Origin of the sequence: Nocardia sp. NPDC059195 (assembly GCF_042754695.1) — a bacterium.
GTDB lineage: Bacteria > Actinomycetota > Actinomycetes > Mycobacteriales > Mycobacteriaceae > Nocardia.
Genome location: NZ_JBHZBG010000012.1, coordinates 103,328 through 118,246, shown reverse-complemented (window position 1 = coordinate 118,246; position 14,919 = coordinate 103,328). Strand labels below are relative to the sequence as shown.

Sequence of the window (14,919 nt, the reverse complement as noted above, 5' to 3'; positions counted from 1 at the left end):
GGCTAGCGTCGCGGCAGGCGTCCGCGCACCCGGCGCTGAGAGCGCCAGCGCGCGGCCCGCAACGCGAGATCGATGAATTTCGCCGTCCGGAGATCGAAGGGCGGCGCCGCTATCCCGGTGATCGCGAACGGGAGATCGGTCCCCGCCACCGTGCGCAGGTGACTGAACGTGTCGAACCCGGTCTTCCCGTGATAGGCACCCATCCCGCTGTGCCCGACACCACCGAACGGCGCGTTCTCGGAGAACATGTGGATCGCGAACTCATTGCGCGCGATCCCGCCGCTGCGGGTGCCCTCGACGAACCTGCGGAAGTCCTTGCGGTCCGGGCCGAACCAGTAGGCGACCAACGGCGAAGGCCGCGCGTTGACGTAGTCGATGACATCGGCGAGGTCCGCGTAGGGCCTGATCAATAGGACCGGACCGAAGATCTCCTCGGTCGCGATACGCATGTCGTCGCCGACGTCACGGATGAGCGTGGGCGCGATCTTTCGCGCAACCGGATCGGGCAGTTCCTCACCCGCCGGTGCGAGCGATTCCACCCTGGCACCGCGAGCTCTGGCATCGGCTACGAGGGCTAGCACGCGGTCGTAGTTGGCGGCGTCGACCGAGGCCGTGTAGTCGTCGTTGTCCAGGATCGTGGGGAACATCGCGCGCAGTTCGGCACGCAGGCGGTCGACAAAGCGGTCGATCTCGGCTTCCGGAACGAATACGTAATCGGGACAGACGCAGACCTGTCCACCGTTGACCATTCTGGCGCGGGCAACCCGGTTCGCGGCACGGTCGATGTCGGCGTCGGGCGCGACCACGACGGGATTCTTTCCGCCGAGTTCGAGGGTCACCGGGACCAGGTTCTCGGCCGCGGCTCGCTGCACGAGACGCCCGACTCCGGTCGAACCGGTGAAGAAGAGGTGGTCCAGCGGCAGCCGGGTGAAGGCGGCACCGATGTCGGGTCCGCCGGTCACCACCGCGAGTTCGTCCTGGTGGAAATATCGCGCGGCCAGCGAACGGGTCAATTCGGCGGTGTGCGAGGTGATCTCCGACATCTTGATCATCACGCGGTTGCCCGCGGCGAAGGCCGACGCCGCGGGCACCACGACCAGCTGCAGCGGGAAGTTCCACGGGCCGATGATGCCGACGACCCCGAGGGGTGCGGGATGGACTTCGGTGCGGATGCCGTACAGGCGTGCGAGCCGGTTCGGGCGCACCGGTCGCATCCAGCGCTCGGTGTGTGAGCGGGTGTGCTCGAATGCGGTGAGCATCCCCATGATCTCGGCGAATAGCGTCCCGGTCCGCGAGCGGGTGCCGAAATCGCGTGACATCGCATCGACGAAGTCGTCGATATTGTCCAGGACCATGGCCAGCAGCCGGTCGATCCGATCGCGCCGGACTGCCGCCGACGCCGGACCCTCGCGCAGGAAGGCCTGCCGTTGCCGGGCCAGAATCGCGACCAGCTCGTCCGGATCTGTTGTTTCGCCGGTTCGACCGGCCTCACTGAACCCGACAACCTGTGACATCCGCGCCCTCCGCACTCACATCGAACCCGCCGCCGCCTTCGCCAGGGAGGTCAACAACCGATATCGTTCCAGTAATACCAACTGTAACAGTGTCAGCTCTGCCCGAACAGTGTTTGTGCAGCGTTCGATGTGACCCGCACAGGGTCAGGGCAGCGACACCCGACTCGCGAGCCAGCGACCATCGACGAGTTCCATCGTCATCATCACCCGGCTGCGGTCCACCCGGGGATCGGGCGAGGCTGTGTTGGTCACCGTCTGGTCGACGAACAGGATGGCCTCGACCTTCGTCGCGGTCGCCGACTTCACCGCCGCGTCGAGCACCGTGCCCTTGCCGGTCGCCTTGTTCTCCAGCAGCAGCTGACGCAACTGCCCGCTGGAGCGCGTGTAGGTGTCCTTGAACTCCCCGGTCGACCCGTCGAGCACTGCGGTGAAGTCACGATCGAGATTGCCGGAGTCGACGCTGGTCAATGTGACCGCATACGCTCTGGCCGCCTCGAGTCCGGCCGCGGCCGCGGCGTCGGTGTCGTTCTCCTGCTTCAGTTTCCATCCGAGAATCGCCGCGGTGACGACGGCCACCACGGCTACCAGCGCCAGCAGTGGAATGCGGATCTTCTTCCAGATCAACGCCGCGATCATCCGACGGATCGCCCATTTGGACGGCATCACGAATTCGGGCTCAGCCGCCGGGGTCGCCGAATCATCGACGGACGGGTCCACGGGCTCGCCCGAGCTCTTCTCCACCGAGACAGCTGCCACAGTGGCTGTTTCGACGGGCTCGTCGGTGGTCGTGGTATCGGTGGGGTCGGTCTTGGGATTCATCACAGATTCCTCATCGGGGTGGTGCGGGGACCGTCTGGCCGGAGTCGACCAACGGCAACGGCAGGGGCAATGACCAGGGCCCGATCGGGGTGGGGCCGGCCGTTCGATCGGCGGGTTCGCCCGCGGGTGGCCGACCGGGCAGGCGTTCCCCCGGCGGTCGCGGCGCATTGTCGGCGCCGCGGACCAGGACCGCCGGGTTGTCGTCCGAGCAGTGGGTATAGAGATACGGTTCGGAATAGTCACCGAGCGACGGTGGTTTCCGCGGCAGGTCGTACACGCACGTGTAGCGCGGATACATGCTGACCAGCCCCCAGAATCCGCCGTCGTGCATCACCGTCGCCAACGCGTCGAGGGCCGATCCGGCGCGCTGGGTCGGGAAGAAGAACTCCTGCATGGCCGGTACCCGGGTATTCGTCACCTGGGCGACCGTCGACAAGCTGGTCAACAGCCCGACCACCGCGGCGGAATTGTCGGCCAGCACGGTGTCCAAGGCGGTGAGGGTCCCTGGGGTCGCATCGAGGAATTCCGCGAAACCGCCGGTTTTCGCTTCGACGCCGCGCATGAAATGCGCGGTGTCGGCGGAGAACCGTTGCAGCCCTGCTGATCCCGTTCCCAGAGTCGCGAGAACTGTTTTGCTGTCGTGCACCAGCGCGACGGTCTGCGGAAGCACCGCATCCAGCGTCGACACCAGGAAGACCCCGCCGTCGAGGATGTCGATCAGCTTCTGTGGCCCCTCCGGTCCGACCCCGAGCTCGTCGACCACCGAGGCGAGTTGGGCCGGATCCACCTGCGCCAAGCTCGAATCGAGGGTGCCGAGCATCTGCCACAGCGGTGTGGGCGTGGAGGTTTTGTCCGAGGAGATCTCGGCCCCGTCGCTCAGATACGGGCCGGTCGATCGGGTCGGCCGGAAGTCCAGGAACTGCTCGCCCGCCGTGGACAGGCTGGTCACGTCGACCGTTCCGTCGTCGGGCACCCAGATTTTCGCGTCGATGCTCGCGATGGCGACCACGCCGTCCGGTGCGAACTCGACCGACCGGACTTCACCGATCGGCACACCGCGCAAGGTGACATCCTGGCCGGGCAGCAGCCCACCGGACTGGGTGAGATGCACCCGCACCGCGATGGTCGAAGCCGACGGATCGAAGCCGAGCGCACCGAACACCAGATATGTCGACCCGGCCACCGCCACCATCGCCAGCGCCACCGCCGAGAGCGCGAGCCGATACGGATGCCCGCCGCGCACTCCCCCGACCAGCAGCCGGGCGGGCAGATCCGCCACCGCCGACCCGAAGGAAGCGAGTCCACCGACGGCGCTCATCGGCCCGGTCCCAGGACCCGCTCACGCAGGGTGAGCAGGGTGTAGGTGAGCGAACCGACGAGCGCGTGCCAATCGCTCGCATCCGGTATCCGGCTGCCGGGATCCGCCTGGTGACCGGGGTCGGCGAGCGCCCCGATCGCGAAATCCTCCAGGTCGACGTTGCCGTGCGCCGAGGTACCGCTGGAGAGCCTGATGACGGTGGGCAGCATGGCATTCATCGCGGCCAGGCTCGCGTTCGGATTCAAGATGGCGTCATTGAGCCCCGCGGAGATCTGGTCGAGATTCGCGATCAGCCCGCCGATCTCACCACCACGAAGCACCGGGAACTGCGCGAGCTGAGCGCTGACATCGTCGACCTGCCTGACGAGCTCGAGCGCCTGCTGCGCATTCGCCTCGATGACCGTGGCGGCGGGACCGGCGGCGCTGATGAAATCAGCGATCACGGTGCGGTTCGCGGCCAAATCGCTGACCAGCCGATTGGTTTCGGCCAGCGCGAGCCGGATGTCATCGGACCGGGCGGCCAGGGCCGTGACCAGCTGGGTGGACTGATCCAGTAGCCCGCCGAGGTTGTCGCCGCGATCGCCGACCGCGCGCCCGAGACCGTTGACAACGGTGGTCAGATTGCGGATGGCACCGCCGTTGACCAGCAGCGAGGCCGTAGTCAGCAATTCCTCGACGGTCGCCGCCGCCGACGTCTCCGGCAACGCGATGGTGTCTCCGTCGCGCAGGGCGGCGGTCGAGGCGGTGGCGTCGACCGGCGCGTCGAGCGCTACGTAGACGTCGCCGAGCGGGGTCGCGGTGCGCAGCTGTGCCCGAGTGCCGACCGGAAGCTCGACATCGGCCCGGATACGCAGCGACACCTTGGCTTTGTAGTCCGCGACCGACATCTCGGTCACCTCACCGACGTCGGCACCCGCCAGCCGAACCTTCGCCTTCGCAGGCAGATTCAGCGCGTTCGCGAACGTCGCGTCGATCGTGTATCCGGACTCGCCCGATCCGGGTGCCGACAGCGGCAGGTCGTCGAGCCCCACTCCACATCCGGCGGTGGTCGTGAGCACGGCGACCGCCAGCGCCGCGGTCGTCAGCACGGAATTCTTGGCTCTCATCGAGGCAACCTACTCATCGCTTCCAACATGTCGGTGATACCGAAATTCGGCCCGAAATCCTGCAGCGTCCCTGTGCTGCAGCCCAGTTGGCGGAGGCCGAGGATATTGCACACCTCTTTGACCATCTGCCCGTCGAAGGCGACCCGGTCCAAAAGCGCGTGAATGCGCGCACCGCCTGCCTCCTGGTCGACCGCGTTGTAGCCGTTCGCCAGCAACATCGGCGACAGGTCGAGGAATTCGGCCAGCTGGTCGCGATAGTCGGCGAGGGCCTTGGTGACGGTTGCCGTGTCGGCGACCGCGCTGCGCAACGGCTCCCGGTTGGCCATCAGCAGGGCGTCGGCCTCCCGCATCACCGTGGTGATCTGCGCGCCGGTGGCCCCCGATCCGATCTCGAGCTGGGTCAACATGTCACCCAATTGCCCTGCAGCAGCACCGAATTCGCGGATGACCTGGTCACCGTCGGCGGCCGCGGCGACCAGCACCGACAGCTCCTGCATGATCTGGGTGACGGCGTCGCGCGTCCCCGCTCCCGCGTCGTCACCCAGGCGCAGGGCCCGCGACAACTCATCCATCGTCGCGCGCAATTCCTGCCCGTTGCCACTGGTGGCCGACGAGGCGACGGCGAGCATCCGCGCGATCGGTCCCTCACCGGGTTGTTCGCCGCCGAGCTCACCGGACATGTCATCGGCCATCGAGATCAACCGATCCACACCGACCGGCGTCCTGGTGCGTTCCAATCCGAGTGTCGTGCCGTCGCGCAAGGCGTCCCCGCCCCGGTACACGGGGGTGAACTCGACGTGCCGGTCGGTGAGCACCGACGTCGATACCGTCACCGCCGTGGCATCCGCCGGGATCTTCGCCTCGCCGTCCACCCGCATAGTCACCTCGACAAAGGCTCCCCGCGGCACGATCCCGGTGACTTTCCCGACCGGCATGCCGAGGATCGCGACCGTGTTGTCGACATACAGTCCGGCGGCACTGTCGAAATGGGCCACCACGGTGATGTCGTCCGGGCCGCGTTCCAGCGAACCGCTCGCACACCCGACGAACCCGAGGACCGCGAGCACCGTGGCGACCCGCACCAGCTTCAGCACTGTTCTCATCGACAATCTCCGAAATACTGTGGCAACTGGGCCAACTCGGCGTGTCCGCTCAGAGCGCACATCCACGAGTCGACCAGCACACCGCCGGGCGCGTTGAAGTCCACCGAGTTCCCGTTGCCCGAGGCATTGGTCAGGTTGCGGACCGCGACCGGCAAGATCTCCAAGGTGTTGCGCAGCAGGTCGTCGTGGCGGGCGAGGCTGCCGAGTAGACCGTTCAGCCCGGTGAGCAGCTGGTCGATATTCGCCCGGTCATCGACGATGATGCCGCGGACCTGCTCGACCAATCGGGTAGTCGCCGACATCAGCAACTCGATCGCCTGTCGCCGGGAAGCTATGTCGGTCAACAGGTCTCGCCCCACCCCGACGATCACCTCGACATCGGACCGCTGGCTGGTGACCACGGCGGTCAGGTCACGCACCCCGGTCAGCAATGAGCCCAGTTCGTCGCGGCGGCTACCCAGAATGCCCGACAGCGTCCTGATATTGGTCAGCACACCGGGCAGGACCGCGGGCACGCCGTCGAGTTGCGCGGCCAGGGTATCCAGGGAGCGGCTGATCTGCGCGGCGTCGACCTGCTCGAAGGTGGTGGTGGCGTTCTCCAGCGACTGCTGCAAGTCGTAAGGCACGGCGGTGTGCGACAGCATGATCCGTCGATCTCGGAGCTCACCCGCACCGGCCGGGCGCAGTTCCACATAGCGGGCGCCGAGCAGTGTGGTCAGTTTGATCGCCGCCGTGGTCTCGACACCGAGCGGTACGTCGTCGGCGATACGCATCGTCACCACGACGCGGTCATCCACCAACTGCTGGCCGGTCACCGCACCGACCTGGACGCCGGCGACCGTGACGCTGTCACCGACGCGGAGCCCCGCGGCCTGGGCGAATTCGGCGTCGTAGCTGCGCTCGCCGACGCCGAGAGTGTTCCAGCCCAGCGCGGTGATCAGTAGCGCGACCAGCACGGCCAGCGCGACGATCCCCAGCATGCGCGGGTTCTGTTCTTCGATCGGCCGGGAGAGCGAGGAGCTCAGCCGCCGGATCCGGGTCGATAGTGTCATGAATTGCCTCACCTACAGATCGGCGATTGCTGAACGGTTCCGGCCGGGGTGGCCATGCTGACGATCGCCGGGATCAATTCCGAGAGCGCGGGGATCGCCGTGAAGCCGAGATTGCAGAGGTAGACATTGAGGTTCGCGCCTTCCTGGCTGACCCGGGCGATCCCCTTCAACAGCGCGGGCAGGTTGAAGCCCAGATAGGCGAACTGGTCCTTGTTCTGCTCGAAATGCCGGGTGAATCCCGGCTCTCGGCTCAGCAGCCGATCGAGTGCGGGCCGGTCCTGCGCGACCACGGTCGCCATCCGGTTCGCGACCGCCGACACGTCGGTCAGTGTTGTCATGATTTCGTCGCGGTGACGGGCCAGCCCGTCGACGATGGTCCGGGTTCGGCTCAGTAACGTGCCGAGTTCGGTCCGTCGGCCCGCCAGGTTCTGCACGACCTGGTTGAGATTGGTGATGACCGCACCGAGCACCTGGTCCGGACCGGCCAGAGACTGTGCCAGCGTGGACATCTGCTCGATCAATCTCGTCAACGAGCCCGCATCCCCCTGCAGAGCTTGAACGAGCGCGGCGGTGACATTGTCGACCTGCTGCGGATCGAGGCCACTGAACAGCGGTTCGAATCCGTTCAGCAGCGCCGAGAGATCGAAGGAAGGCTCGGTGCGCTCCACCGGGATCTCCCCATTACCAGGGAGTTCGGTGTCGGAACTGATTTCGTCACGGGACAGACCGAGATAGCGCTGTCCGATGACATTCTGATAGGTGATGGCGGCCATGGTGTCGCCGTAGAGGCGCTGGGCATCTTGCACGCGAAAGCGCACCCGGGCGCGCGTGCCGTCGAGTTCTACCGCGTCGACACGTCCGACGCGCACCCCGGCCATCCGCACGTCGTCGCCGACCCGCAAACCGGTGGCGTCGGTGAAGATCGCCGAATACGGCTTCGTCGAGCCGTCGATGCCGCGATTCAAGGTCACGAAGGTCATCGAGATGAGGGCGAACGCGACGACGAGAAAGGCGCTGAGCCCGGCCACCGAGCGATGATGCTGGGTCATCGTGGTGCACCTCCTGTTCCAGGGACTCCGGTGGTGAGTAGTTGGGCCAGAACCTGTTCGGCGCTGTTGGCGCCGCCGCCGAGTACCCGGCCGATGAGGTCTTGCATCTCCGGGGTCAGGACGGGTTTCGGAACGGAGCGCGGGTCCAGCGAGGCGGGCAGCGGCTCAGCCGAGGTCGTGAGCGGCGCCGTCGCGCAGCTCGGCCCGGCGAGGTCGCCGTATCGGGGGCAGTCCGCGCGCGTGTACGGAGTGTCGGGTGTCAGCCTGATCTGGAATTTGCCGGTCCCGTTCTGGGTCTCCTCGTTCCAGAATTCGGCGAACCACACGTCCGACAGATTCTTGATGCTGCCCACGATGGGGCCGAAACTCGAACTGCCCGCGGCGAACACGTCCAGGACCGGCGTCAGCTGATCGGTGATCGTCACCATCTCGTCGACGTGACGGTCCAATCCACCGTCGACGGTCGACAATGTCGCGGTGCCTGCCGTCAGCAGGTCGTGCAGCTCGGCTTCCTGCTCCACAACAGCTCGCATCGGGACTACCGCGGCATGCAGGACATCGAGCAGATCCGGTGCCGCCGAGGCCAAGCCCCGCACCGATTCGGTCAGCGCGGTGATCGTCGACGGCTCACCCGGCGGCGCGATCTGGGCAGCGAGTTCCCTGGTGATGTGGTCGAGCTGAGCACCGGCTCGAACGAGGTCGGCGCCGCGCCGGTCGGTGGCCTTGGCGACCGCGGCGAGCACTCCCACCGTGTCACTCGTGCTGATCCTCGCCGTCGCCGCCACGATCGTTCGCAGCTTGGTCAGGGCGGTTTGCAATTGCACCGTCGACAAACTGGTGTCCTGCTGGATCTGGGCACCTGCCCGCAGCGGTCGCCCCGGACCGTTGTCGACCAACTGCACCGACGACACCGCGAAGATGTTGCTGGGGACCACCCGAGCGGTCACCGAGGCCGGAATGCTCACCAGCAGACGCGGTTCGAGCTCGAGTCTGGCCCGATTGCGGCCGCCGTCGATCGATGGCGTCACTTCGGCGACGGTCCCCACCAGCACACCACGGAACTTCACGTCCGAGTTGGGCGGCAGGCCGTCACCCACCTGCTCGAGCAGGGCGGTGATCTCGGCCTTCTCTTCGAAGGACCCGGTCGATTTCAGGTAGACGACCGTGAGACCACCGACGATCAGCGCGAACGCGACCAGCCCTCGCAAGAGCAGTGACCATTTCGACGGTCCGCGTCCGTCTGTGTCGAACAATATCGACATCTCACCCTCCCAGCCGCGCGCTGGCCCCGATGCCCCAAATGGCAATGGTCAGCATGAGATTGACGACGATCATCACCGAGATCGCCGCACGCATGGCGCGGCCTGCCGCGATGCCGACGCCCTGTGGTCCGCCCGCGGCGTAGTAGCCGTAGTAACACTGGATCGTGGTGGTGATCAGTACGAAGACGATCGCTTTGCCCAGTGAGTAGATGATGTCGGGGCCGTTCAAGACGAGCTGGAAGTAGTGGCGATAGGTCCCGATCGACAGCCCGCCCGACATGCCGACCACCATTTCGACAGCCACGTAGTTGGCCGCCAGGCAGAGTAGATAGAGCGGAACGATCGCGACCACCGACGCCAGCAACTTGGTGCTGACCAGATAGGGAATGGACCGGATCGCCATCGACTCCATCGCGTCGATCTCCTCCGAGATCCCCATCGAGCCCAGTTGTGCGGTGAACCGGCAGCCCGCCTGCGCCGCGAAGGCCAGTGATGCCATGATCGGCGCCAGCTCGCGCGTCGAGGCCGTCGAGGCGACCAGTCCGATGGCGGGCTCCATACCGAGCAGATGCAAGGCGTTATAGCCTTCCAATCCGATAATCGCACCACCGGCCGCGCCCAGGATGATAATGACGCCCGCCGTGCCACCGCCGACGACAATAGATCCGTTTCCCCACGCGATGTCGGACAGGGTCCGCATGAACTCGACTCGATAATTGCGGAGCATCACGGGAATCGATGTGGCGGCGCGCACGAAGAAGGTGAGCATATGCCCGAGTCGCATGAATACAACGCCGAGCTTTTTCGAATACGTCGTCACCAGCCTGGTGCCGAACGGATGATAGCTGGATGCCATTACAAGCCCTGCCTGGGAAACAGCATCATGAACAGCTGGGTGAACAATACATTGACGATCATGAGCAACAGGATCGACGAGACAACGGTTGAATTCACCGAGTTCGCGACACCTGCGGATCCACCCTTGGTCGTCAACCCCTTATGGCAGGCGACCACCGCCACGATCGCGCCGTAGACCACCGCCTTCACCATGGTCAAGACCAGATCCCCGACCGTGGCGAACGAGGCGAACGTCGCCACGAAACTCCCGGGCGCACCGTCCTGAGCGAAGACATTGAAGGCATAGCCCGCCACGAAACCGACGAAGCACACCACCCCGGTCAGCGAGACACCGATGACGATCGCTGCCAGAAACCGGGGAACCACCATCCGCCGGATCACCGAGACGCCCATGATCTCCATGGCGTCCAATTCCTCCCGGATCTTCCGTGATCCCAGGTCGGCGCAGATAGCCGACCCGACCGCGGCGGCCATCAGCAGCGCCGCCACCATCGGGGCGCCTTGCCGGATGACCGCCAGGCCACTGGCGGCCCCCGCCAACGAGGTGGCACCGACCTGCCCGGCCAGCAGCCCGAACTGAATGGAGAGCGTGACCCCGATCGGCAGCGCGACAAAGATTGTCGGCAGCACTGCCGCCGAAGCCATGAAAGCCCCCTGCGCGAGGGTTTCCCGCACGGCCAACTTCCCGGTAAAGAGATCGACAATCAGATATTGCACCGTACGAACACCGAGGACGAACTGGCCACCGACCGTATCGATGGCAACACCGGGATGCCGGCCGAGATAACCGCGAAACCATGCGGCGACTTCTCTGCTCGCCGGCATCGCAGACCGCTCCGAGCCCACCGCTCGCCTTTCGCGGCGCTTGTCAGCTGCCGGATCGTTAACCATCGGTTCGCGCGTCTCCATTCAGGTAACACCGCCTATTTTCCATCCCGAGTGTGCGTGACATCACAGGGTCTAGTCAACAGAATTCTGAAACTATTTTGCGGGCCAATTCAGACCATCGATATAATTGCATGACAATATGCCCGCCCAGAAAATGGGCGAGCTTTTATTACCGCGTCGGCGCGTATTTCCGACCGGCAAATAATGTGCAGGGAATTCAGGTTTTATGGACTGCCCGATAAGTCGGACACCCCTCCGATCGCGGCGCCGCAGGGATATCCGTGTCGTGACCACCGGTGCGCGGACGGGGTCCATCCGCGATATGAACTCAGGCGAACCATCCCACTTCTCCCGACTGCCACGCTACGACCAACATTTGCCCACCGGCTCTCACAGTTGAGGCTCGACATCACCTGCCGCGCCGGCCCCGGACCGACGGGCGGCGTAGGTCGTTCGCAGCCGCCCGATGCGACGTGAGCAAGCATACTGTATTGCTTACAGTTAGTCACGCAAGAGAGTGCGGCAAGCGGTGACCTCGAGCGCCGTCGCAAGGGAGTTCGACACCGCCGTGTGGAGCGGCTCGGTCAGCACGACGGCGACGCCGTGTTTGCGCACCGGAACCCGGCCGAGCGAAGGGCGACAACCGGTCAGCGTCGGCACGTGTTCGGCCGCTGCCCTCCGAGAGGTACGTGCCGCGGCGCCGCAACGATCAATCCGTGACCGCGTTTTCGGCCGTAGCAGGCTGCGCCGCTACAGCTTTCGTGGGCGTTGCCGGCCACCACACCTTGTCGCCGAGCAGTGCGAACAGCGCGGGGACAACCAACGTCCGCACCACGAACGTATCGAGCAGGATGCCGATCCCGACCACGATGCCCAGCTGGGTCAGGGTGATCAACGGCAGCACGCCGAGAACACAGAACACCGCGGCGAGGACGACACCGGCGCTGGTGATGACGGCGCCGGTCGAGGCGACGGCACGCACCATCCCCTGGGTGGTGCCGTGCGTACCCGCCTCCTCGCGCGCCCTGGTGACCAGGAAGATCGTGTAATCCACACCCAGTGCGACCAGGAACAGGAAGCCGAACAACGGCACGTTCGTGTCCAGTGCGGGGAAGCCGAAAACCGTGCCGCTGATCCAGCTGCCCGCACCGAGCGCGGCGAGCGCGCTGAGTACCGTGACGCCGACGAGCAATACGGCGGCAGGCACCGCGCGCAGTAATGCCAGCAGCACCAGCAGCACGACGGCGAGGATCAGCGGAATGACCAGCGCCTGGTCTCGGCGAGCAGCGTCTCGGATGTCGAGCGCTTCGGCGTCGGAACCGCCTACGAGGGCCTCGGCGCCGGGGACCGCGCCGACCGCCGACCTGATCGCCGCGATGGTGGTGAACGCTTCCGGCGAGCCCGGCGCCGCGTCCAGAACGACCGACCACCGTGTCGAACCGTCCTCGGATGTGCCGGTGATGGTCGCGCGCGAAATGCCCTGCACGCCATCGAATGCCGACTGCGTCTGACCTGCGGTCGCGCTCCGCGCGATCACCACGGCCGGATCCGAAGAGCCGGACGGGAAGTGTTCGGCCATCGTCTCCAGCCCGTCGACCGACTCCGCCTCGACCCGGAACTGCGCGGTTTGCGAGAGCCCGATGTCGGTGGCCGCGAGCCCGGTCGCGAAGACGATCAGAACCGCCGAAGCCGCACCGGCGACGATGGCGGGACGTCGCACCACCCGCTTCGCGACGACCGCCCAGATGCCCTGCTCGGCCGCGTCGCGACCGTCCGCGCGGGGCACGAACGGCCAGAAGACCCGCCGCCCGCACAGTGCCAGCGCGGGCGGCAACGCGGCGAGCACGAAGACCAGCGCCACCAGGAGTCCGGCTGCGGCGAACGCGCCGAGGCTGCGGGTGTTGGGCAGCAGGGCGAGCAACAGTGTCAGCAGGGCGAGGACGACGGTGACATTGCTGGCGACGATGGCGGGCGCGGCATGACGCACCGCGGCACGCAACGCCACTCGATGGTCGGTGTGGCGATGCAGTTCGTCGCGGTAGCGCGACACCAGCAGCAGCGCGTAATTCGTGCCCGCCCCGAAGACCAGAACGCTGGTGATGCCCGAAGTCGAACCGTCGAAAGCGAGTCCGGTGAGCTCGGCCAACAGCGTGCCGACGCTGGTGGCGACACGGTCGGCGAGGCCGACCACGGTCAACGGCACCAGCCACAACACCGGCGAGCGATAGGTGACGATGAGCAAGGCCATCACCACGAGCGCGGTGACGATCAGCAACAGCGCGTTCGCGCCGGAGAAGGAGTCGGCGATGTCGGCGCCGAAAGCCGGGCCGCCGGTGATCTGTATGCGCAGCGGATCGGGTAGATCGGTGGTGACCGCGGTGCGCAGTTCGCCGATCCGGTCGGTGAGCGCAAAGCCGTTGAGCTGCGCGGACACCGGAATCTGGGCGAGCGCGGCGCGCCCGTCGGGAGCGAGGATCACCCGGGTGCCGCCGGTCGACGGCACGCCGGCGCGGGTGAGCGCCGCGTCCACCGCCGTGAGATCGCCGGGTGTCAGCGTGTCGTCGTCGATGCGCGTCGCCACCATGATCGCGGCGGCCGTCTCGGCATCGGGAAACCGTGCGGCGAGCTCGGCAGCCGAGGCGGACTCCGCCGAATGCGGCAACGACACCGGCGCCTGACCCGCGCTGTCGTTGCTGCCCGCCAGCGCCATGACGGCCATGGCGGCCGCGACGACAACCAGCAGCACCGCCCACGATCGCCGACCGGTGACCAGCCCGGCGAAGCGGTCCCATCCGCTGTTCACTCGCATCACGCGGAAAACTATTTCAGAAACTTAAGCATTCGGCAATGACGGCGGCTTCGGCAGCTAAGCTCTCCGTCGGGCAAAGAGAGGAGATCGCGCGTGGGTGACGACACCGCCGACACCGAACCAGCCGTCGGCCGGTCGGAGTTGGAGACCGATATAGCTCGGGATCTGCGTGCGTTGACCGCGATCTCCGAACAGATCGGTCATGTCTTCGCGCAATCGAACGACCTGCGCCCGAACGATTTCCGGGCCCTGATGCATGTCGCGACAGCCGACGCCGAGGGCTCGCCGATGAGTTCGGGCCAGTTGAGCAAGTTGATGGGCGTCTCCGCACCGGCCATCACCTACCTGGTCGAGCGCATGATCGAATCCGGGCACCTCGAACGCGTGCCAGACCCTACGGATCGACGGCGGGTCAATCTGAGCTATACCGACCAGGGCATGTCGGTCGCCTCCGGATTCTTCGGACCGCTCAGTTCGCGCACCCGCGCCGCACTGGCCGCCCTGCCCGATGCCGACCTGACAGCCGCCCACCGCGTGCTCGTCGGCGTCACGGCCGCCCTGCGCGAGTTCTACGCCGAGCTACCTGCGTCGGGGCACTCCGTAGGCGTGTCAGGGACCGGCGCCATGATGTCGAGACAGGGTACTGAGCCGGACTCACCCACGGCGGCCATCACCGATGGATGATCTGGCGTCGGCGCGGACACGCTTCGACAACGCCGAGGACACGACACTGGTTCTCCAGGCGATTGGGGGAAATGATCGAACATAACCGGCACTCCCCGGCCATCGGCACAACGTGGAGGTTCGAGCGATGTGGAACGCGATTGTTCAGATCTGTGGATTCTTGATCATCGGCGCGGTGGTCGGCGTGCTCGCCAGAGTGCTGAAGCCGGGCAAGGAGAACATGAGCATGGGCATGACACTCGTGCTAGGCATGGCCGCGGCTCTGATCGCGGGCGTGATCGCCAGCCTGATCGGCGTCGGCTCCATCACCGAACTCAACTTCTGGGGCTTCGTACTCGCGGTCATCGCCGCGGTGGTGCTGCTGTTCGCGGCCGAATCGATGGGCGCCCGTAAACACCCGCCTGTCGCCTGAGCCGAACACTTCAGTGGTCGTTCGTCGACGTTCCGTTCAACCTAT

Annotated in this window: 13 protein-coding genes; 2 read left to right on the top strand and 11 right to left on the bottom strand. The window is 66.1% G+C overall.

Going from position 1 to position 14,919, the window contains the following annotated elements:
• Window positions 1-2: 2 nt before the first annotated feature.
• The 11 genes from ACFXKN_RS17655 to ACFXKN_RS17605 all read right to left on the bottom strand — a co-directional run bounded on the left by ACFXKN_RS17655 (window position 3) and on the right by ACFXKN_RS17605 (window position 13,778).
• A complete protein-coding gene (locus ACFXKN_RS17655; protein ID WP_378951283.1) occupies window positions 3-1,514 on the bottom strand; it encodes a coniferyl aldehyde dehydrogenase in 1,512 nt (503 codons plus the stop codon).
• Between the two features lie 144 nt (window positions 1,515-1,658).
• The gene (locus ACFXKN_RS17650; RefSeq protein ID WP_378951286.1) at window positions 1,659-2,333 is read right to left on the bottom strand and encodes a hypothetical protein; all 675 of its coding nucleotides are present in this window, start codon (window positions 2,331-2,333) and stop codon (window positions 1,659-1,661) included.
• 10 nt (window positions 2,334-2,343) lie between these two features.
• Entirely contained in the window at window positions 2,344-3,651 is a 1,308-nt protein-coding gene (locus tag ACFXKN_RS17645; protein WP_378951289.1) for an MlaD family protein, read from the bottom strand.
• A complete protein-coding gene (locus tag ACFXKN_RS17640; protein ID WP_378951292.1) occupies window positions 3,648-4,757 on the bottom strand; it encodes an MlaD family protein in 1,110 nt (369 codons plus the stop codon). The genes ACFXKN_RS17645 and ACFXKN_RS17640 overlap by 4 nt, the downstream gene beginning before the upstream one ends.
• Window positions 4,754-5,860, bottom strand: coding sequence for an MCE family protein (locus ACFXKN_RS17635; RefSeq protein ID WP_378951295.1), 1,107 nt, complete (start codon window positions 5,858-5,860; stop codon window positions 4,754-4,756). Before ACFXKN_RS17635 ends, ACFXKN_RS17640 begins: the two co-directional genes overlap by 4 nt.
• Window positions 5,857-6,912, bottom strand: coding sequence for an MCE family protein (locus ACFXKN_RS17630; RefSeq protein ID WP_379433378.1), 1,056 nt, complete (start codon window positions 6,910-6,912; stop codon window positions 5,857-5,859). Before ACFXKN_RS17630 ends, ACFXKN_RS17635 begins: the two co-directional genes overlap by 4 nt.
• An 8-nt stretch (window positions 6,913-6,920) precedes the next feature.
• Window positions 6,921-7,961 carry an MCE family protein gene (locus tag ACFXKN_RS17625; RefSeq protein ID WP_378951301.1) on the bottom strand — a complete coding sequence of 347 codons (1,041 nt, stop codon included), beginning with the start codon at window positions 7,959-7,961 and terminating at the stop codon, window positions 6,921-6,923.
• Window positions 7,958-9,223: an MlaD family protein gene (locus ACFXKN_RS17620; protein ID WP_378951304.1), complete on the bottom strand. Its 1,266-nt coding sequence runs from the start codon at window positions 9,221-9,223 to the stop codon at window positions 7,958-7,960. Before ACFXKN_RS17620 ends, ACFXKN_RS17625 begins: the two co-directional genes overlap by 4 nt.
• Before the next feature lies 1 nt (window position 9,224).
• Window positions 9,225-10,079, bottom strand: a complete 855-nt coding sequence (locus tag ACFXKN_RS17615; RefSeq protein ID WP_379433377.1) for an ABC transporter permease — start codon at window positions 10,077-10,079, stop codon at window positions 9,225-9,227.
• On the bottom strand, window positions 10,079-10,906 hold the full coding sequence (locus ACFXKN_RS17610) for an MlaE family ABC transporter permease (RefSeq protein WP_378952032.1): 828 nt from the start codon (window positions 10,904-10,906) through the stop codon (window positions 10,079-10,081). The genes ACFXKN_RS17615 and ACFXKN_RS17610 overlap by 1 nt, the downstream gene beginning before the upstream one ends.
• 772 nt (window positions 10,907-11,678) lie before the next feature.
• Window positions 11,679-13,778, bottom strand: coding sequence for an MMPL family transporter (locus ACFXKN_RS17605; protein ID WP_379433422.1), 2,100 nt, complete (start codon window positions 13,776-13,778; stop codon window positions 11,679-11,681).
• Window positions 13,779-13,871: 93 nt separating this feature from the next.
• On the opposite strand from ACFXKN_RS17605, the gene ACFXKN_RS17600 reads away from it, so the two are divergent.
• Both ACFXKN_RS17600 and ACFXKN_RS17595 read left to right on the top strand, forming a co-directional pair.
• Entirely contained in the window at window positions 13,872-14,462 is a 591-nt protein-coding gene (locus ACFXKN_RS17600) for a MarR family winged helix-turn-helix transcriptional regulator (RefSeq protein WP_379433376.1), read from the top strand.
• 127 nt (window positions 14,463-14,589) lie between these two features.
• Entirely contained in the window at window positions 14,590-14,874 is a 285-nt protein-coding gene (locus tag ACFXKN_RS17595; protein WP_378626799.1) for a GlsB/YeaQ/YmgE family stress response membrane protein, read from the top strand.
• The last annotated feature ends 45 nt before the right edge of the window (window positions 14,875-14,919 follow it).

Coding starts and splice junctions, on each gene's coding strand:
- ACFXKN_RS17630 (WP_379433378.1), bottom strand. CDS start 6,912: ATGACACTATCGACCCGGATCCGGCGGCTGAGCTCCTCGCTCTCCCGG.
- ACFXKN_RS17620 (WP_378951304.1), bottom strand. CDS start 9,223: ATGTCGATATTGTTCGACACAGACGGACGCGGACCGTCGAAATGGTCA.
- ACFXKN_RS17655 (WP_378951283.1), bottom strand. CDS start 1,514: ATGTCACAGGTTGTCGGGTTCAGTGAGGCCGGTCGAACCGGCGAAACA.
- ACFXKN_RS17650 (WP_378951286.1), bottom strand. CDS start 2,333: ATGAATCCCAAGACCGACCCCACCGATACCACGACCACCGACGAGCCC.
- ACFXKN_RS17635 (WP_378951295.1), bottom strand. CDS start 5,860: ATGAGAACAGTGCTGAAGCTGGTGCGGGTCGCCACGGTGCTCGCGGTC.
- ACFXKN_RS17645 (WP_378951289.1), bottom strand. CDS start 3,651: ATGAGCGCCGTCGGTGGACTCGCTTCCTTCGGGTCGGCGGTGGCGGAT.
- ACFXKN_RS17640 (WP_378951292.1), bottom strand. CDS start 4,757: ATGAGAGCCAAGAATTCCGTGCTGACGACCGCGGCGCTGGCGGTCGCC.
- ACFXKN_RS17610 (WP_378952032.1), bottom strand. CDS start 10,906: ATGCCGGCGAGCAGAGAAGTCGCCGCATGGTTTCGCGGTTATCTCGGC.
- ACFXKN_RS17595 (WP_378626799.1), top strand. CDS start 14,590: ATGTGGAACGCGATTGTTCAGATCTGTGGATTCTTGATCATCGGCGCG.
- ACFXKN_RS17625 (WP_378951301.1), bottom strand. CDS start 7,961: ATGACCCAGCATCATCGCTCGGTGGCCGGGCTCAGCGCCTTTCTCGTC.
- ACFXKN_RS17615 (WP_379433377.1), bottom strand. CDS start 10,079: ATGGCATCCAGCTATCATCCGTTCGGCACCAGGCTGGTGACGACGTAT.
- ACFXKN_RS17605 (WP_379433422.1), bottom strand. CDS start 13,778: ATGCGAGTGAACAGCGGATGGGACCGCTTCGCCGGGCTGGTCACCGGT.